The 17,733-nt window shown below is 72.6% G+C and carries 13 protein-coding genes; 8 read left to right on the forward strand and 5 right to left on the reverse strand.

Translation table 11 applies throughout. The annotated features are described in order from the left end of the window. Window positions 1-69: 69 nt before the first annotated feature. A complete protein-coding gene (locus tag DEJ49_RS22460; protein WP_223833209.1) occupies window positions 70-867 on the reverse strand; it encodes an esterase/lipase family protein in 798 nt (265 codons plus the stop codon). A 561-nt stretch (window positions 868-1,428) separates the two neighbouring features. On the opposite strand from DEJ49_RS22460, the gene DEJ49_RS22465 reads away from it, so the two are divergent. After that, window positions 1,429-1,842, forward strand: a complete 414-nt coding sequence (locus DEJ49_RS22465; protein ID WP_055569378.1) for a cobalamin B12-binding domain-containing protein — start codon at window positions 1,429-1,431, stop codon at window positions 1,840-1,842. 117 nt (window positions 1,843-1,959) lie between these two features. Here the strand turns inward: DEJ49_RS22465 and DEJ49_RS22470 are convergent, their stop codons facing one another. Further along, window positions 1,960-3,531, reverse strand: coding sequence for a DUF5691 domain-containing protein (locus tag DEJ49_RS22470; RefSeq protein ID WP_150188391.1), 1,572 nt, complete (start codon window positions 3,529-3,531; stop codon window positions 1,960-1,962). Window positions 3,532-3,653: 122 nt separating this feature from the next. Beyond that, the gene (locus DEJ49_RS22475; RefSeq protein ID WP_150185801.1) at window positions 3,654-5,060 is read right to left on the reverse strand and encodes an SWIM zinc finger domain-containing protein; all 1,407 of its coding nucleotides are present in this window, start codon (window positions 5,058-5,060) and stop codon (window positions 3,654-3,656) included. Between the two features lie 153 nt (window positions 5,061-5,213). Between DEJ49_RS22475 and DEJ49_RS22480 the strand changes: the two genes are divergently transcribed. The 5 genes from DEJ49_RS22480 (at window position 5,214) to sucD (ending at window position 12,494) form a co-directional block, all read left to right on the forward strand. Beyond that, window positions 5,214-6,368, forward strand: a complete 1,155-nt coding sequence (locus DEJ49_RS22480; protein ID WP_150185802.1) for an ATP-binding protein — start codon at window positions 5,214-5,216, stop codon at window positions 6,366-6,368. Continuing rightward, entirely contained in the window at window positions 6,365-8,833 is a 2,469-nt protein-coding gene (locus DEJ49_RS22485; protein ID WP_150185803.1) for a DUF5682 family protein, read from the forward strand. Before DEJ49_RS22480 ends, DEJ49_RS22485 begins: the two co-directional genes overlap by 4 nt. Next, on the forward strand, window positions 8,830-10,098 hold the full coding sequence (locus DEJ49_RS22490; protein ID WP_223832944.1) for a vWA domain-containing protein: 1,269 nt from the start codon (window positions 8,830-8,832) through the stop codon (window positions 10,096-10,098). The genes DEJ49_RS22485 and DEJ49_RS22490 overlap by 4 nt, the downstream gene beginning before the upstream one ends. A 311-nt stretch (window positions 10,099-10,409) precedes the next feature. Beyond that, window positions 10,410-11,588 (forward strand): ADP-forming succinate--CoA ligase subunit beta, encoded by a 1,179-nt coding sequence (gene sucC, locus DEJ49_RS22495; RefSeq protein ID WP_150185805.1) that lies wholly within the window; start codon window positions 10,410-10,412, stop codon window positions 11,586-11,588. A gap of 21 nt (window positions 11,589-11,609) precedes the next feature. Beyond that, entirely contained in the window at window positions 11,610-12,494 is an 885-nt protein-coding gene (gene sucD, locus DEJ49_RS22500) for a succinate--CoA ligase subunit alpha (protein WP_150185806.1), read from the forward strand. 204 nt (window positions 12,495-12,698) lie between these two features. Here sucD and DEJ49_RS22505 read toward each other — a convergent pair whose 3' ends face one another. Then, window positions 12,699-14,033, reverse strand: a complete 1,335-nt coding sequence (locus DEJ49_RS22505; protein WP_150185807.1) for a helix-turn-helix domain-containing protein — start codon at window positions 14,031-14,033, stop codon at window positions 12,699-12,701. Between the two features lie 152 nt (window positions 14,034-14,185). Here DEJ49_RS22505 and DEJ49_RS22510 point away from each other — a divergent pair, with 152 nt between their 5' ends. Further along, entirely contained in the window at window positions 14,186-15,886 is a 1,701-nt protein-coding gene (locus DEJ49_RS22510) for a DUF6350 family protein (RefSeq protein WP_223832945.1), read from the forward strand. Between the two features lie 52 nt (window positions 15,887-15,938). On the opposite strand, the gene DEJ49_RS22515 is transcribed toward DEJ49_RS22510, so the two are convergent. Then, complete coding sequence (locus tag DEJ49_RS22515) at window positions 15,939-16,778, reverse strand: hypothetical protein (RefSeq protein WP_223832946.1); 840 nt, start codon at window positions 16,776-16,778, stop codon at window positions 15,939-15,941. A gap of 260 nt (window positions 16,779-17,038) precedes the next feature. Here DEJ49_RS22515 and purN point away from each other — a divergent pair, with 260 nt between their 5' ends. Further along, the gene (purN, locus tag DEJ49_RS22520; protein WP_150185809.1) at window positions 17,039-17,701 is read left to right on the forward strand and encodes a phosphoribosylglycinamide formyltransferase; all 663 of its coding nucleotides are present in this window, start codon (window positions 17,039-17,041) and stop codon (window positions 17,699-17,701) included. Window positions 17,702-17,733: the final 32 nt, after the last annotated feature.

A 17,733-nucleotide genomic window follows, 5' to 3' on the forward strand; every position in this document is an offset into this window, starting at 1 on the left:
CCGCCTTTCGGCGGTCTGCGAACAGGACCTTGGCTTTGCGTTCGAGATCCGTTCGATAGTTGAGGCCGGTCAGGCGACCGTCAGACCGCCCGGTGCGCCCTTGGCGTCGGCCCCCGGGTTCGCCAGGTCGAGGGCCTGACGGATTCCGTTCGCGACTGCGGGGTGCACCGGCAGCGCCAGGTGCCCGATGCCGGTGACACGGACGTTCTGCGCGGTCAGGTCGGGGTGGTCGACGCAGGCCGTCTCCAGCGGGTCCATGATCTGGTCCAGGTCGCTCCAGAAGCTCACGAACTGCGTGCGGCAGCCCGGCGCCGGTTCCTTGAGCTCCTCGATCACGTCGGAGCCCGGACGCATCTGCCGGACGATCGGGTGCGCGTTGGCGAGCGGCACCACGCGGGTGCCCGCGTGCGGCGTGCCGAGGGTGACCAGGGTGCGGATCCGGGCGTCGCCGCCCCGCCGCTGCGCGTAGTAACGGGCTATCAACCCGCCGAGACTGTGACCGACGACGTCGACCCGGGCGTGTCCCGTGCGCTCGCAGAGCTCCTCTATGTGGCGGCCGAGCAGTTCGGCGGCGCCCCTGATGTCGCAGGTCAGCGGGGAGTAGTTGAGGGACTCCACGCGGCGCCCGCCGTGCTGCGACAGGGTGCGGCGGAGCAGTACGAACACGGAGCGGTTGTCGATGAAGCCGTGCAGGAGCAGGACCGGAGGCCTGTCGTCCGACGGCAGGCGGGGTGCGCCCGGCGGCGGCTGGACGGGCGTCACCCTGCGTTCCTGGGCGATGCCGGAGGGATAGAGCAGGAGGTGGCCCGCGAGGATCGTCAACTCCAGGGCCGTCGCCTTCAGGAGGGCCAAGGAGAGACCGGCCATCTTGGACGGGAGCGCGGGGAGCGGGAGAAGAGTCTGCAGCGCGGGGAGGGGCGGGCGCGAGGGCAGTGGGGCGAGACCGAGGATTCTCGGCAGCAGTGAGCCGAGTGGGCGAAAGGGGCGGGCCCCGGTGAACGGCATCGTCGACCTCCCGATTGGCGCACGGAAGGACGCCTCTGTCCCCCGTGTGCCCTAGGGGGAGTCGTGGCCGAGGAGACGGCAGGTGCGATGGCTGTCCGGGCCACTCTTCCTTGGCGGCCCCGTGCCCCCGTTGCATCGCCGATGTGCGGTGTCACCACGCCGTGCGGCTGCCGGCGCGGTGGCCCGGCGTCTCGTTGCGGCTCCCCTCGCGCCTGATCCGGATGCGGAGCGTGAACCCCTCGGTTGTGGACGGCGCGCAGCGAACGTGTCCCACGTGTGATTTCCCCCTCGCTCTCCACCGTGAAACTGCCGCTTGCGCGATGCTGGGGATAACGTTCGTTCACTTCCCCGGCCGGTGCGGTGCGGGGTATCCGTGCCGGGACAGGCTGTTGTCGGTACGGACATCGGTACATGGAGGCAGTGATGGGTGTGGCAGCCGGGCCGATCCGCGTGGTCGTCGCGAAGCCGGGGCTCGACGGGCACGATCGCGGGGCCAAGGTGATCGCACGGGCGTTGCGTGACGCCGGTATGGAGGTCATCTACACCGGGCTGCACCAGACGCCCGAGCAGGTGGTGGACACCGCGATCCAGGAGGACGCCGACGCGATCGGTCTCTCCATCCTGTCCGGGGCGCACAACACACTGTTCGCGCGCGTGCTGGAGCTGCTGAAGGAGCGGGACGCGGAGGACATCAAGGTGTTCGGCGGCGGCATCATCCCCGAGGCGGACATCGCGCCGCTCAAGGAGAAGGGCGTCGCGGAGATCTTCACGCCCGGCGCCACCACCACGTCGATCGTGGAGTGGGTGCGGGGGAACGTGCGGCAAGCCGCCGTCTGACCCTTCCGGCGGAGGATGCGGGACCCGCAGGTACGTACGTACCTGCGGGCCACAGGCGCGTACGCACCTGCGGGTCACGGGGACGTATGTGCCTGCGGGGCAGGGGCGACGCACGTGTCACGGCGGCGGGAGTTCGTCGCGGATCGCCGCGCGCAGACGCAGCGTGGTCACGAGACGCTGGAACGCCTCCGACCAGTAGCCGCCCGCGCCGGGTGACGCGTTCTCCGACTCGTCGGGTATCGCGGTGAGCGCCTCCAGGCGTATCGCCTCCGACGGGTCGAGGCAGCGCTCCGCCAGGCCCATCACGCCGCTGAAGCTCCAGGGGTAACTTCCCGCGTCACGGGCGATGTTCAGCGAGTCCACCACCGCGCGGCCCAGCGGCTCGGCCCAGGGGACCGCGCAGACGCCGAGGAGCTGGAACGCCTCCGACAGGCCGTGTGCCGCGATGAAGCCGGCCACCCAGTCCGCCCGTTCGGCGGCGGGCAGTGAGGCGAGGAGCTTGGCCCGCTCGGCGAGCGACACGGCGCCGGGGCCCGCGGCGTCGGGCGAGGCGGGGGTGCCGAGCAGCGCACGGGACCAGGCGACGTCCCGCTGGCGCACCGCCGCACGGCACCATGCGGCGTGCAGCTCGCCGCGCCAGTCGTCGGCCACCGGGAGCGCCACGATCTCCGCCGGTGTGCGGTTGCCGAGCCGGGGCTGCCAGGTGGCGAGCGGGGCAGCCTCCACCAGCTGACCCAGCCACCAGGAGCGTTCGCCGCGGCCGGTGGGGGGCTTGGGGGTGACGCCGTCCCGCTCCATGCCCGCGTCGCACTCGTGCGGCGCCTCCACCGTGAGAGTCGGTGTGTCGGAGGTGTGGTCGACGGCCACGCAGGAGGCCGCGCGGGTCGACATCCTGCCTGCCAGGGCCGAGTCGGGGAGCGCGGACAGCAGCTCCGCCGCGGTGGCGCGGACGTTGCGGCTGCGGTCCGTGAGGGCCTGCTCCAGGAACGGCTCGTCCGCGGCGGACAGGCCGGTGCGCAGGGAGTCGAGGAACATCAGACGGTCCTCCGCCCGCTCCGTCGACCACGTGGACACGAGCAGGTCCAGGGCCGTCCCGGCGTGGTGCGCGCGCAACGTGGTGAGGAGGGCGACGCGCTCGGCGAAGAGGCCTTCCTCCCAGAGCCTTCGCACCTGCGGGGCGTCGTCGGCGGACGGCAGGGTCACGCCGCCACCCGGCGTGGCCCGCAGCGCGAACTTCCAGTCAGGGTTGAGACGGGCCAGCCAGAGAGCCCTGGGACCCGCGAAGGTGAGGGCCTGGGGACGCAGGTCCGTGCGGCCGCGCGCGGCGTTCAGGAGCGCGGGCAGCAGCTCCGGCGGTGCGCCGTACCCGCGCGCGTTCGCCAGGGCCAGCCACTGGGGCAGGAGCTCCATCAGGTCGGGCGCCGCGCCCCTGCGGCCGCCGCCCGTGCCGGGCTGGTCGGTCAGCAGCGTCGCGAGCCTGCTCCGGGCCGCCGGGGGCAACGGTGGCCTCGGATCGTCCGCCGCGGGCTCGGGCAGTGCGGCGGCCGGTGCCGCGCGCAGCCCGGCCCTTCGGCGCACCGTCTGCACCGCGGCCGCGTCCAGGAGCGCGATCGGTGCCTCCTTGCCGGGCGTCTGCAGGGAGGCCGGCAGGGCGCGGCGTTCGGTGCCGAGCAGGGCCGTCGTGACCAGGTCGTCCCATGAGGGCTCGGTTGGCGCACCGCTGGTGACGTGGGCTCCGCTTGCCGCGGGCGGGGTGGGTTCCTGGCATTCCTGGTGGTTCTGGGATTCCTGGTGTTTCCGGGGTGCGTTCTTCAGCACAGCGACACCGTCTCTCCTGAGTCCTGCGGCCAGGCCGCCAGTGGGGTGAAGCCTCGGTGACCGCACTCGCCGAACACCGTCAGCGGTGAGCCTCCGGAGAGGGCGATCAGACGCCACAGGCCCGGCCGCGATGTGGCGGACGGTGCGAGGGGGAGGGCCGAGCCGGTCACCGGATCGGCCAGTTGCCATGAGGCCGACGTGCTCGGTGTGCCCTGCGTGCTCGGTGTGCCCTGCGTGCTCGGTGTGCCCTGGGAAAGGGTCGGTATCACCCCGGCGAGCGTCACCGGCCAGGACTCCAGCCAGGGGTCGTCCCGGAGGGCCGTGCCGTAACGGGCGGCGGCCTCTTCGGGGCGTACGCCCGGTGGCCGCCGCGCGGTGGGCGCCGGGGCCGCGAACTGCTCGCCCAGCTCCACGCGCAGCTGCCCCGCCCCCGGATACCCGCTCACCTCGGCGTCCAGCGCGAGGCCCACGGGCAGGGTGAGCGCGGGGGCCCGGCCCGCCGCCCCGTACGAGAGGAGGAGCGCGGTGCGGCCGGACTCCGTGCCGTACAGCCATATGCGGCGCGTGGTGAGCCTGCCGTCCGCCGTGTCGTACTGGGCGAGGACCGCCCACTGGTCCCGCACCGGTGGGCCCTCCGCCTGTGCGGGCAGGCCGACGCGGGAGCGGACCGTGGCCGCGAGGCCGTCCGGCAGCCGGTCGCGGTGGAGCCAGCCCTGGTCGAGGAGGTGGAGCAGCGCGCATTCCGCCAGGAGACGTACGGGCCAGCCGGCCCCGGAGGACGGTATGGCCCCCAACTCGCGTACACGTGCGGCCAGTCCCGGCGCCTGGGCGTCGACCATGCGGGCGGCCGTCTCCTCCCACAAGCCGTACCCCATCTGCTCCGCGGACGCCGTGCCGCCGCGGAGCAGGTCGGTCAGGCGCTGTTCCAGCTCCGTCGCGCCCGCGGTGATGCGCTCGGCCCGCTTCTCCGCTCTTCTGCGCGCGGCCTCCGGGTCGGCCGATGCGGTCGGCGCGGCGGACGAACTTTGTTGCCCGTCCACTCTTTTGCGGCGCGCCGTCAGCCACTCCTCGGCCCAGGCGGGCGGCTCGCCGCCGTCCGGCACCGTGCCGTCCGAGCCCGCCCACACCAGCAGCAGCCCCAACGCGTGTTTGCACGGGAACTTACGGCTCGGACAACTGCACTTGTACGCCGGCCCCGCGACGTCCGCGATGTCGACAATCGTCTGGTACGGCTTGCTGCCACTGCCCTTGCACAGTCCCCACACCGCCCCCTCGCCAGTACTCCCCGCCTCCGACCACGGTCCTGCGACGCCGAGTTTGCTGCCCGCCTTGCGTGACGGGGCATCAGGAGCCAGTGCCAGCACCTGATCCGCCGTCCAGCGCACCCCCTGCTGAGTCATGTCTCGAAGGTAGGTGCCGCCACTGACAATCGGTTCGAGCTCGGGTGTTCATGCAGGTCAGGGCTGCGCGGAGGGCGATTGTCAGTGGCGTGGTGCACGGTGGAGACATCTCCGGGCCAGATGTGTCCGGACGAGCTGGAGGGGGATCGCTCCATGACCGTTTCCGTCGACTCGACGACGTCCGCGACCGCGAATCCGGCGGCGCCCGCGCCCGGTTCCGCCGACGGTGCGGAAGCGCTCAGGCCGCACGCCGAGGACGCCTTCGCCGCCGAACTCGCCGCGCTGGCCGCCCAGGACGACCGGCCGCGGCCGCAGCGGTGGAAGCTCTCGCCGTGGGCCGTCGCCACCTATCTGCTCGGCGGCACCCTGCCCGACGGCACGGTGATCACGCCGAAGTACGTGGGTCCGCGCCGCATCGTCGAGGTCGCCGTCACCACCCTCGCCACCGACCGCGCCCTGCTGCTGCTCGGCGTGCCCGGCACCGCCAAGACCTGGGTGTCCGAGCACCTGGCGGCCGCGGTCAGCGGCGACTCGACCCTGCTCGTGCAGGGCACGGCGGGCACGCCGGAGGAAGCGATCCGGTACGGCTGGAACTACGCGCAGCTCCTCGCCCACGGCCCCAGCCGCGACGCGCTCGTGCCCAGCCCCGTCATGCGGGCCATGGCGGAGGGCATGACGGCCCGCGTCGAGGAGCTGACCCGCATCCCCGCCGACGTGCAGGACACGCTGATCACGATCCTGTCGGAGAAGACACTGCCCATCCCGGAGCTGGGGCAGGAGGTGCAGGCCGTGCGCGGCTTCAACCTCATCGCGACGGCCAACGACCGCGACCGCGGTGTCAACGACCTGTCGAGCGCCCTGCGCCGCCGCTTCAACACCGTCGTCCTGCCGCTGCCGGAGAGCGCCGAGGCCGAGGTCGACATCGTCTCGCGCCGCGTCGACCAGATCGGCCGCTCCCTCGACCTGCCCACGGGTCCCGAGGGCATCGACGAGATACGCCGTGTCGTCACCGTCTTCCGCGAGCTGCGCGACGGCGTCACGGCGGACGGGCGTACGAAGCTGAAGTCGCCCAGCGGCACGCTGTCCACGGCCGAGGCGATCTCCGTCGTCACCAACGGCCTCGCGCTGGCCGCCCACTTCGGAGACGGCGTGCTGCGCTCCGGCGACGTGGCGGCCGGCATCCTCGGCGCCGTCGTTCGGGACCCGGCGGCGGACCGCGTCATCTGGCAGGAGTACCTGGAGACGGTCGTGCGCGAGCGCGACGGCTGGAAGGACTTCTACCGCGCGTGCCGCGAGGTGAGCGCATGACGGGGCCGCTGTTTCTCGGGGTGCGGCACCACGGGCCCGGCTCGGCACGTGCCGTGCGGGCCGCGCTCGACGCGGGGCGGCCGGACGTCCTCCTCGTCGAGGGGCCGCCGGAGGCCGACGCCCTGGTGGAGCTGGCCGCCGACGAGGGGATGCGGCCACCGGTCGCGCTGCTCGCCCATGTGGTGGACGAGCCGGGCCGCTCGGCGTTCTGGCCGCTCGCCGGGTTCTCCCCGGAGTGGGTCGCCATCCGGTGGGCCCTCCGTAACGGGGTGCCGGTGCGGTTCATCGACCTCCCGGCAGCGCACTCGCTCGCCTTCCGCACGGAGGGAACGGAGGGGGAGGACCAGGGCGAGGAGGGCGTGCGGGTCGATCCTCTCGGCGTGCTCGCCGAGACCGCCGGATACGACGATCCCGAACGCTGGTGGGAGGACGTCGTCGAGCACCGGGGGACGGCGGGCGACGCGTTCGCGCCGTTCGAAGCGCTGGGCGAGGCGATGGGGGCGCTGCGCGACGCCTACGGGGACGGGGGACACGGCCGCGACCTGGTGCGCGAGGCGTACATGCGGATCCAGGTGAGGGGAGCGCAGAAGGAGTTCGGGCCCGAGCGGGTGGCTGTGGTCTGCGGAGCCTGGCACGTTCCCGCACTGCGGCAGAAGACCACCGTGACCGCCGACCGGGCACTGCTCAAGGGGCTGCCCAAGGTGAAGACCGAGATGACGTGGGTGCCGTGGACCCACCGCAGGCTCTCGCGCGCCAGCGGATACGGCGCGGGGATCACCTCTCCCGGCTGGTACGCCCACCTGTTCGGCGCGCCCGACCGGCCCGTCGAGCGCTGGATGACGAAGGTCGCCCGGCTGCTGCGCGACGAGGACAGGCTCGTGTCGTCCGCGCACGTCATCGAGGCGGTGCGGCTCGCCGACACGCTGGCCGCGATGCGGGGGCGGCCGCTGGCCGGGCTCACCGAGACGACGGACGCGGTGCGGGCGGTGATGTGCGAGGGGTCCGATGTCCCGCTCGCGCTCGTGCGGGACAAGCTCGTCGTGGGGGACGTGCTGGGCGAGGTGCCCGATGCGGCGCCCGCGGTTCCGCTGCAGCGCGACCTCACCCGGTTGCAGCGCAGGCTGCGGTTGAAACCGGAGGCTTTGGAGCGGGAGTTGGAGCTCGACCTCCGCAAGGAGACGGACGCCGCGCGCAGCAGGCTGCTGCACCGGTTGCGGCTCCTCGGCGTCGCCTGGGGTGAGCCGACGGCGTCCCGGGGGAGCACGGGGACGTTCCGTGAGACGTGGCGGCTGCGGTGGGAACCGGAGCTCGCCGTGCGGGTCGCCGAAGCGGGGGTATGGGGGGCGACGGTCCTGGGCGCGGCCACGGGCAAGGCGTCTTCCGATGCGGTGGAGGCGGGGGCGCTCGCGGATGTCACCGCGCTCGCCGAGCGGTGTCTGCTGGCGGAGCTGCCGGACGCGTTGCCCGTGGTGATGCGGGTCCTCGCGGACCGGGCGGCGCTGGACGCGGATGTCGGGCACCTCGCGCAGGCGCTTCCCGCTCTGGTGCGGTCACTCCGGTACGGGGATGTACGGGGGACCGGCACGGAGGCCCTCGGCGAGGTCGCCCTCGGGCTCGCCGAGCGCGTCTTCGTCGGGCTGCCGCCCGCGTGCGCGGGGCTGGACGCGGACGGGGCCTTGGAGATGCGGCGCCATGTCGATGCGGTGCATCAGGCGGTGGGGCTGCTGGGGGAGTTCGGTACGGGTTCCGGTTCGGGTCCCGCCTCGGGTACCGACTTGGGACCTGACTCGGGTCCCGACGCGGCTGCCGATTCGGGTTCGGATCCGCGTTTCGGCTCCGGGGCGCCGCAGGGGGTTCGCGCCCGGTGGCACTCCGTCCTGCGGACGCTCGCCGGGCGCGAGTCCGTCGCGGGAGTCGTGCGAGGGCGTTGCGTGCGGCTGCTGCTGGACGCCGGGGAGCTGGGGGACAAGGAAGTCGCCCGCCTCATGGGGCTCGCGCTGTCCCGGGGGAGCGCGCCGGCCGAGGGGGCCGCCTGGATCGAGGGGTTCGTCGGGGGCGGTTCCGGGGGCGGAATGCTGCTCGTGCACGACGAGCGGCTGCTGGGGCTCGTCGACGAGTGGCTGTGCGGAGTGTCGGACGACGCGTTCACGGACGTACTGCCGCTGCTGCGCCGCACGTTCTCGGCGTACGAGCCGGGGGTGCGGCGGACGTTGGGGGAGCTGGTGCGGCGGGGGCCGGCGGGGAGGACTGCCGGGGGCGGCATCGGGGCTGGGGCCGGGGCGGGCGCGGGGCTGCCCGGTTTCGCCGGGGAAATCGACCCCACGCGCGCGGACGCCGTCGTCCCGATCGTCCACCTGCTTCTGGGCCTGCCGACGGAGACGGAGGCGGAAGCGGAGGCGGGGGCGGGGGCGGGGGCGCGGACGGCGAGGGCTGTCGGTGATGGGTGCGTGGGGGTGGCGGGATGAATGGGGTGGCTGGAGTGACTGGGGTGGCCGGGGTGTCTGACGGGGGTGGCGTGGTCGGGGGCGAGTCCGCAGCCGGGAGTGTGGTTGCGGCTGCGGTGGGCGGGAGTGTGGGCGGGGAGCGGTTGCGGCGGTGGCGGCTTGTGTTGGGTGGGGACGGGGGTGAGGGGACCGGGTGTGTGCTTGGGGGGCGGGATGCGGGGGTGGATGCTGCCCTCGGGGCGCTGTACGGGGGTGCGGGGGAGAGGGATGAGCGGGGGCGGCGGGAGAGGTCGGCTGGGCTCGGGGCGTCCGCGCCGTCCGTGGCGCGCTGGCTCGGGGACATCCGGACGTACTTCCCCTCGTCCGTCGTGCAGGTGATGCAGCGCGACGCCATCGACCGGCTGGGGCTCTCTACGCTCCTCCTGGAGCCCGAGATGCTGGAGGCCGTCGACGCGGACGTCCACCTCGTGGGCACGCTGCTCTCCCTCAACAAGGCCATGCCCGAGACGACCAAGGAGACCGCGCGGGCCGTCGTGCGCAAGGTCGTCGAGGACCTGGAGAAGCGTCTGGCGACGCGGACGCGTTCCACGCTCACCGGCGCGCTCGACCGCAGCGCCCGCGTCAGCAGGCCGCGCCACCACGACATCGACTGGAACCGCACGATTGCGGCCAACCTCAAGAACTACCTGCCGGAGCACCGCACGGTCGTCCCCGAGCGGCTCATCGGGTACGGGCGGGCCTCCCGGTCCGTGAAGAAGGAGGTCGTCCTCTGCATCGACCAGTCGGGGTCGATGGCCGCGTCCGTTGTCTATGCATCGGTTTTCGGTGCCGTGCTCGGGTCCATGCGGTCGCTCGACACCCGGCTCGTCGTCTTCGACACGAACGTGGTCGACCTGACCAACCAGCTCGATGACCCGGTCGATGTGCTGTTCGGGACGCAGCTGGGCGGCGGGACCGACATCAATCGCGCTCTCGCCTACTGCCAGTCGCAGATCACCCGGCCGGCCGACACGGTCGTGGTCCTCATCAGCGACCTCTACGAAGGAGGCATCCGCGACGAGATGCTGAAGCGCGTCGCGGCGATGAAGGCGTCCGGAGTGCAGTTCGTGACGCTGCTCGCCCTCTCCGACGAGGGGAAACCCGCGTATGACCGCGAGCACGCGGCGGCGCTCGCGGCCCTCGGCGTGCCGGCCTTCGCCTGCACGCCCGACCTCTTCCCGGAGGTGATGGCCGCGGCGATCGAGAAGCGGCCCCTTCCGATACCCGACCCCGAGGTGGTCGTCTGATCGCGGGAGCAACGGGAGCAAACGCAGGGTGTCCGACGCCACAGAGGCCGCGCCGCCACCACCGCGGCTGCGGGTTTTGCCGCGGTGACCGCGCGATCTGTGACCGTCATCACCGCCCAAATGTGATCTGTGATTTAGGGACCTACGTCCCGCGGCGATAACCTGCGAGACGGACATGCCGCGTACCGGACTCCGTCCTACGCCTCCCTTGTGACAGCGCAGTCACGTTGCCCTCCGCGGCACGCCCACGCAGACAGCTGACACCAAAGCAGCGAGATCGCAGCGAGATCACGGAAAAGGGACGGACGCGCGTGGACCTGTTCGAGTATCAGGCGAGGGACCTCTTCGCCAAGCACGGTGTACCGGTGCTGGCCGGTGAAGTCATCGACACGCCTGAGGCGGCGCGCGAGGCCACCGAACGCCTTGGCGGCAAGTCGGTCGTCAAGGCACAGGTGAAGGTCGGTGGCCGCGGCAAGGCCGGCGGCGTGAAGCTGGCGGCGAACGCGGACGAGGCCGTCGCCCGCGCGACGGACATCCTCGGCATGGACATCAAGGGCCACACGGTCCACAAGGTGATGATCGCCGAGCTGTCCCCGGAGATCGAGGCGGAGTACTACGTCTCGTACCTCCTCGACCGCACCAACCGCACCTTCCTCGCCATGGCGTCCGTGCAGGGCGGCATGGACATCGAGGAGGTCGCCGAGAAGACCCCCGAGGCGCTCGCCAAGGTTCCGGTCGACTCCAACGAGGGCGTCACCATCGAGAAGGCCCGCGAGATCGTCGCGCAGGCGAAGTTCCCGGCCGACGTGGCCGAGGGCGTCGCCGAGGCCATGGTGACCCTGTGGGAGACCTTCGTCGCCGAGGACGCGCTCCTCGTCGAGGTCAACCCGCTGGTCAAGACCAAGGACGGCCGCATCCTGGCCCTGGACGGCAAGGTCTCGCTCGACGAGAACGCCGACTTCCGCCAGGCCGACCACGAGGCGCTCGAGGACAAGGACGCAGCCAACCCGCTCGAGGCTGCTGCCAAGGCCAAGGGCCTCAACTACGTCAAGCTCGAGGGCGAGGTCGGCATCATCGGTAACGGTGCCGGTCTGGTCATGTCGACCCTGGACGTCGTCGCGTACGCCGGTGAGAACCACGGCGGCGTGAAGCCCGCCAACTTCCTCGACATCGGTGGCGGCGCCTCCGCCGAGGTCATGGCGAACGGCCTGGAGATCATCCTCGGCGACCCGGACGTCAAGTCCGTCTTCGTCAACGTCTTCGGTGGCATCACCGCGTGCGACGAGGTCGCCAACGGCATCGTGCAGGCCCTGGAGCTGCTCGCCTCGAAGGGCGAGAAGGTCGAGAAGCCGCTGGTCGTGCGCCTCGACGGCAACAACGCGGAGCTGGGTCGCAAGATCCTGAGCGACGCCAACCACCCGCTCGTGCAGCGTGTGGACACCATGGACGGCGCGGCCGACAAGGCCGCCGAGCTCGCGGCCGCGAAGTAAGGGACGAGGGAAAGAACAGCCATGGCTATCTTCCTCAACAAGGACAGCAAGGTCATCGTCCAGGGCATGACCGGTGCCACGGGCATGAAGCACACCAAGCTCATGCTGGGTGACGGCACGAACATCGTCGGCGGCGTGAACCCGCGCAAGGCCGGCACGAAGGTCGACTTCGACGGCACCGAGGTACCGGTCTTCGGCTCGGTCAAGGAGGCCATGGAGGCCACGGGCGCCAACGTGTCCGTCCTCTTCGTGCCGCCGGCCTTCTCCAAGGCCGCCGTCGTCGAGGCGATCGACGCGGAGATCCCCCTCGCCGTCGTCATCACCGAGGGCATCGCCGTCCACGACTCCGCCGCCTTCTGGGCGTACGCGAAGTCGAAGGGCAACAAGACGCGGATCATCGGCCCCAACTGCCCGGGTCTGATCACCCCCGGTCAGTCGAACGCCGGCATCATCCCGGGCGACATCACGAAGCCGGGCCGCATCGGCCTGGTCTCGAAGTCCGGCACGCTGACGTACCAGATGATGTACGAGCTCCGTGACATCGGCTTCTCGTCCGCCGTCGGCATCGGTGGCGACCCGGTCATCGGTACGACGCACATCGACGCCCTCGAGGCGTTCGAGGCCGACCCCGACACGGACCTGATCGTCATGATCGGTGAGATCGGCGGCGACGCGGAGGAGCGCGCGGCGGACTTCATCAAGGCGAACGTGACGAAGCCGGTCGTCGGTTACGTCGCGGGCTTCACGGCTCCCGAGGGCAAGACGATGGGCCACGCGGGCGCGATCGTCTCCGGGTCCTCCGGTACGGCTGCCGCGAAGAAGGAAGCGCTTGAGGCTGCCGGTGTGAAGGTCGGCAAGACGCCCACCGAGACGGCGAAGCTGGCTCGCGAGATCCTGGCGGGATGACGTCCGTCGGTTGAGCAGTGCTTTTGAGTGGGCCCGCGCCTTTCTGGTGCGGGTCCACTTTTTGCTGCCGCGTGTCGTGCCTTCGGCTGCGGCTGCGGCTGCGGCTGCGGCTGAGTGGGGGCTTGTCGCGCAGTTCCCCGCGCCCCTGACCCAGCCTGCGCCCCCGCACGCCTGACCCGCGCCCCCTGACTCCGTCTGCGCCCCCTACCTTGCCTGTGGGGTCAGGCGTTCCTGGCCGTTGGGGAGGTGGGCTCGGAGTTTTTCGCGGAGGGTGGTGTCTTCGTAGGTGAGGGGGCCCGGGCCCATGCGGGGCGGGACGCCGCTGATGGCGCGGCCCGGGGCCTGTGGGGGCTCGTAGTGGGTGGGGGCGTTCTTCAGGGTCAGGGCCGTCGCCCCGATGATCAGTGCGGTGAACGCGATGGCCGCGCGGGTCCAGAAGCGGGCCCGGTACTCGCTGCCGGTGCGGACGCGGTCGGCTTTCGGGAGCCGTAGCTTCTCGGCCCTGCCGACCTCGGCGAGGCGCCGGTGCAGTGCCTCGGGGTCCGCCAGGTCGGGCAGCCGCCCGGCGATCGTCTCGCGCGCGTGCAGGAGGCGGTTCGCGGCCGCGGGCGTGCTCGCCTCCGTCTCGGCCGCGGTCTCGGGCAGGTCGAGGCCGATGCCGTCGTAGAGCATCAGGGTGCGGCGCTGTGCGGGCGACAGGCTCAGGAGTACGTCGAGGAAGGCGCGGTCGGCCGGTTCGGCGGGCGGGGCGTCCGGGTGGCGCTGGCTGGGGCGGAAGCGGTGCCAGGGGGACATCGCGTACTCGTACGCCGCCGCGCGGACCCACCCCGCCGGGTCCCGGTCCACGGCCACCTCGGGCCAGCGCTGCCACGCCAGCTGGAAGGCGCGCTCCACCGACTCGTGGGCGAGGCCGCGCCGTCCGGTGAGCAGATACGTCTGGCGTACGAGACCGGGGGCGCAGAGGGCGCAGAGGGCGTCGAAGGCCTGGGCGGGGGTCTGGTCCGCCGGCCGGGTGGCCTGGGGGCGCGTCACGCGGACCGGGAGCGGGCGGATGTGGCCGTTGGGGGTGGGGAGGGGGATGGGCGGGGGCGTCATGCGGGCGGGGGCCGGTGGCTTTGCCGCGCGTTTGGCCGCCGGTTGCGGGCGCGAAGTCGACCTCGTGGTGCCGTGGGCGGGCTTCGTGCGGAGGGGGTGCGTGTGCGCGGGGGGTGTGGGAGGCGTGGGGACCGGCTCGGTCTCGGGCACTGTCATGGTGACGGCCTTCTCGAAGGTCGGTGTCGCTGCCCGTTCCTTCGGGTTCGCGTTCGCGTTCGTACTCGTACTCGTACTCGTACTCGCACTCGCGTTCGCGGTCAGGAGTTTCGCGTACGTCTCGCGCTTGCGGCCGCGCGGGGTGGTGCGGCCCATTTCCCAGGAGCGGACGGTTTCGCTGGTGACGCCGATCTTCGCCGCGAGGTCGGCATGGCTCAGCGACTTCGCCTCGCGCAGCCTGCGGCGCTCCTTGGGGGACGGCAGAGGCGTGGCAGGACTCTGGGGCATCTCGGAATCTCCGCACCGTGGGCCGACGTACGGCGGGCGTGCCGGGCGGAGCCGACCTGCCGTACGAAAAAGTACATAAACGTATATTGGGCGACACATCCGATATTCGCCTGTTACGGGAAGAAAGCGCGTGTCGTTGGGAGCATGGCCGGGTGACCCAGACGACCGATCCCCACGCTTCGTCGCCGCCCGTGGAACCGTTGCGCGGACGGGCCCGCGACCGTTCTCCCGCCCTGGCCACCTGCGTGCTGGGAGGGGCCGTCGCCGCGGGCCTGGGACTCGGCTCGTCCGCCGTACTGGTGATGATGCTGTGGATCAGCTCGCCGTATCCGGACAGCGGGCCCGACGGGGCGCTGCACATCGCGGCGGGGCTGTGGCTCCTCGCGCACGGCACGGAGCTGATCAGGACGGACACGCTCTCCGGTGGGCCCGCGCCGATCGGGGTGACGCCGCTGCTCCTCGTCGTCCTGCCGGTCTGGCTGCTGCACCGGGCGGCGCGGGACGCGGCGGCGCCGGAGGAGCGCGGGCACGCGGGGGGTACGGCCTGGTCCGGGGTGGTCACCGGGTATCTGTTGGTCGGCCTGGCCGCGGCGCTGTACGCCACGGGCGGTGAGCTGCGGCCCGACTGGATCAGTGCGGTCGCGCACGTGCCGGTGCTGGCGGCGGGGGCGGCGGGCCTCGGCGTGTGGACGGCGCGCGGGCGTCCGCGCGGGCCGCTCCCGTCGTTCCTGCGCCGCCCGCTCGCCGCGCTGCCCGACGGGGTACGCGTCTTTCTCCGGGCCGTTCTCGTACGGGGGTTCCTCGCCCGGCGCCTGACCGGGGCCGTCGTGCGGGCCGGGGCAGCAGCGACGGGGGTTCTCGTGGGCGGCGGTGCGCTGCTCGTCGCGGTGTCGCTGGTGTTGCACGCGGGGTCGGCACAGGCGTCGTTCCTGCAGCTCACGAACGTGTGGTCGGGGCGGCTCGCGGTGCTTCTGCTGGCCCTGGCGCTGGTGCCCAACGCCGCGGTGTGGGGCGCCGCCTACGGTCTCGGCCCCGGCTTCGCACTCGGCACGGGAACCGTCGCCGGGCCCCTCTCGGCGGGCTCGGCACCGCTGCTGCCACCCTTCCCGCTGCTCGCGGCACTGCCGTCGCCGGGCCCCGGTTCGCCGCTGACATGGGCGTCCGCGGCGGTGCCCGTGTGCGCGGGGCTCGCGGTGGCCTGGTGCACGGTCCACGAGGCGGCGCCCGCGTTCGGTGACCGGAACGAGGCGTGGTCCCCCGGGCGTACGGCCGCGGGCGCGGCGCTGGCGGCGGTGGTGTGCGGGCTGCTGACGGCGGGCCTCGCGGCGCTCGCGGGCGGCCCGATGGGCGTGGCGGTCCTGTCGGACTTCGGGCCGGTGTGGTGGCAGACGGGAGCGGCTGCCCTTGGCTGGTCGCTGCTGCTCGGGGTGCCGGCGGCACTCGGTCTCCGGGGGTGGCGCCTGCGGAGGGGGCGCCGGGCCGGTGGGGGGCGGGACCGGCCGTCGTGGCTCAGGGTGCCCTCGTTGCCCTCGTTGCCCTCGTTGCCGTCGTTGCCGTCGTTGCCTTCATGGCGGCTGCGGCTGCCGCGGCCCCGGAGGTCGCCGCTGCCCGGGCAGACGGCCGAGTCCGCCGTGGATGCCTTCGTGAGCGTTCCCGCAGAAATCCCCGCGGACCAGCCGACCGAAGGTCAGGACAGCACACCGCAGCCGACCGCGAGCCCTACCCCGGACGCCCCCCACACCCCACCCCCCGCCTCGCACGAAGAAGCCGCCCGCGAAGCCCGCTGGCAGGCGTTGAAGGAGGAGGGGGAGCGGCTCTGGGAGCGGCGCATGCCGCCCCCGGACGCGCCGTGACGTGAGTCAGTCAGTCAGCCAGCCAGCCGGGCAGCCGGGCAGCCGGGGGCAGTCAGTCCTGTTCGCCCAGGAGCGGGCGCAGCTGCTTGGGCAGCAGGTCCTCGCAGGACGACTTCGACGCGCTCGTCAGCGCGTCGTCCACGCACGTGTAGTAGTCCTGGTAGACCAGCTGCGCCGTGAACGTCCCCGCCACCATCAGGAGCGCCAGCGCACCCGTCACCAGGCCGCTGATCGCGGCCGTCGTCTGCGGCCTCGTGCTGGTCGCCGCCGGGTCGGACTGGGGCGGCCGGGCGGCCGGAGGGACCGGAGGGCCCGCCGGAGTGGCCGCGGTCGCCGCGGGCGTCGCCGAGGGCGCCGTCGCGTCCGGTCTGCCCGGCTTCGCGCGCAGCGACTGGATCGCCCACATCACCGCGAGCGCGCCGAGCAGCAGCGCCACGTACCGCCAGCCGAACAGGGCGAAGAAGAAACCCCACATGCCGGAGAGCAGGGCGTACCGCGCGCGGCGCTGGGACGGGTCCGTCGGGTCCCAGCGCATGCCGCCACCATTGCCGCCCTGCGCCGACGGGTCCTCCTTGCCGGGGCCGTTCTGCTGGCGCGGGCGGTCACCGAAGCCGCCCTGCGAGCGGCCGGGCTGACGGTCGCTCCACTGGCTGCCCCACGGCGACCCGTGAGACCCATGAGATCCGTGGCCGGCGCCGGAGTCGTCGCCGTCCGGGGCGGAGTCGCCCGAGGGACGGCGCGGCTGCCACGGCCGGTCCGGTGTCCCCTCCGGCGGCGGCGCGAAGGGGTTGTCGTCGTCCTTGCCCGTTCCCTGGGCACCCTGGCCCGGGGACTCGGGTCCCTGGGACTCCGGGTCCTGCGGCGGAGACGAAGGGCGGCTACGGTCCGGCATCAGGTGTGCGTCTTCCCCTTGGTAGGGCCCTTGGCAGGGCCGTGGCGGAGCCGTCGCGCGGCTCGACAACGCGGCGTTCTTCGGTATTCAGGCGCTTCCCCACAGACGCTACCTTCCGCCCGCGCCCCCGTCCCGTGAGGGGCGGTTCCGTGTGCCGGTATCGTTGCTGGCGGTCGGCCGCTTCGTAGGGTTCCCCGTATCGCGGGCCCCGAAGCCTTCGTACGACCGTACAAAGGCATCCTCCGAGAAAGGGCCCAGCTGTGGCCAAGAGCGCTGAGGTCGCGCGTCCCGAGCGCCCCGTCGCGCGCCCCGTCAAGCGTCTCGTCGTGCTGGTGTCCGGGTCGGGCACGAACCTTCAGGCCCTGCTCGACACCATCCGCGCCGAGGGCCCGGAGGGCTACGGCGCCGAGATCGTCGCGGTCGGCGCCGACCGCGACGGCATCGCGGGCCTGGAGCGCGCCGAGCGCGTGGGCATCCCCACCTTCGTCTGCCGGGTCAAGGACCACGCGACCCGCGACGAGTGGGACGCGGCCCTGGCGGAGGCGACGGCCGCGCACGACCCCGACCTGGTGGTCTCCGCCGGGTTCATGAAGATCGTGGGGAAGGAGTTCCTCGCGCGCTTCGGCGGGCGGTTCGTGAACACGCACCCCGCGCTGCTGCCCAGTTTCCCGGGGGCCCACGGCGCGCGCGACGCGCTCGCGTACGGCGTGAAGGTCACCGGCTGCACCGTCCACTTCGTCGACGACGGCGTCGACACCGGCCCGATCATCGCCCAGGGCGTGGTCGAGGTCCGGGACGAGGACGACGAGAGCGCTCTGCACGAGCGCATCAAGGAAGTCGAGCGCACGCTGCTCGTCGATGTCGTGGGGCGTCTGGCCCGGCACGGCTACCGCATTGAGGGACGAAAGGTTCTTATCCCGTGACCGCCGAAGCTACGAACGCCGCGAACGCGCCC

It is taken from the genome of Streptomyces venezuelae (assembly GCF_008642335.1).
Lineage (GTDB): Bacteria > Actinomycetota > Actinomycetes > Streptomycetales > Streptomycetaceae > Streptomyces > Streptomyces venezuelae_F.

Bases quoted from the DNA above. Each gene is read 5' to 3' on its own strand.
- DEJ49_RS22460 (WP_223833209.1), bottom strand. From the start codon at position 867: ATGGCCGGTCTCTCCTTGGCCCTCCTGAAGGCGACGGCCCTGGAGTTG.
- DEJ49_RS22465 (WP_055569378.1), top strand. From the start codon at position 1,429: ATGGGTGTGGCAGCCGGGCCGATCCGCGTGGTCGTCGCGAAGCCGGGG.
- DEJ49_RS22475 (WP_150185801.1), bottom strand. From the start codon at position 5,060: ATGACTCAGCAGGGGGTGCGCTGGACGGCGGATCAGGTGCTGGCACTG.
- DEJ49_RS22480 (WP_150185802.1), top strand. From the start codon at position 5,214: ATGACCGTTTCCGTCGACTCGACGACGTCCGCGACCGCGAATCCGGCG.
- DEJ49_RS22485 (WP_150185803.1), top strand. From the start codon at position 6,365: ATGACGGGGCCGCTGTTTCTCGGGGTGCGGCACCACGGGCCCGGCTCG.
- DEJ49_RS22490 (WP_223832944.1), top strand. From the start codon at position 8,830: ATGAATGGGGTGGCTGGAGTGACTGGGGTGGCCGGGGTGTCTGACGGG.
- sucD (WP_150185806.1), top strand. From the start codon at position 11,610: ATGGCTATCTTCCTCAACAAGGACAGCAAGGTCATCGTCCAGGGCATG.
- DEJ49_RS22505 (WP_150185807.1), bottom strand. From the start codon at position 14,033: ATGCCCCAGAGTCCTGCCACGCCTCTGCCGTCCCCCAAGGAGCGCCGC.
- DEJ49_RS22515 (WP_223832946.1), bottom strand. From the start codon at position 16,778: ATGCCGGACCGTAGCCGCCCTTCGTCTCCGCCGCAGGACCCGGAGTCC.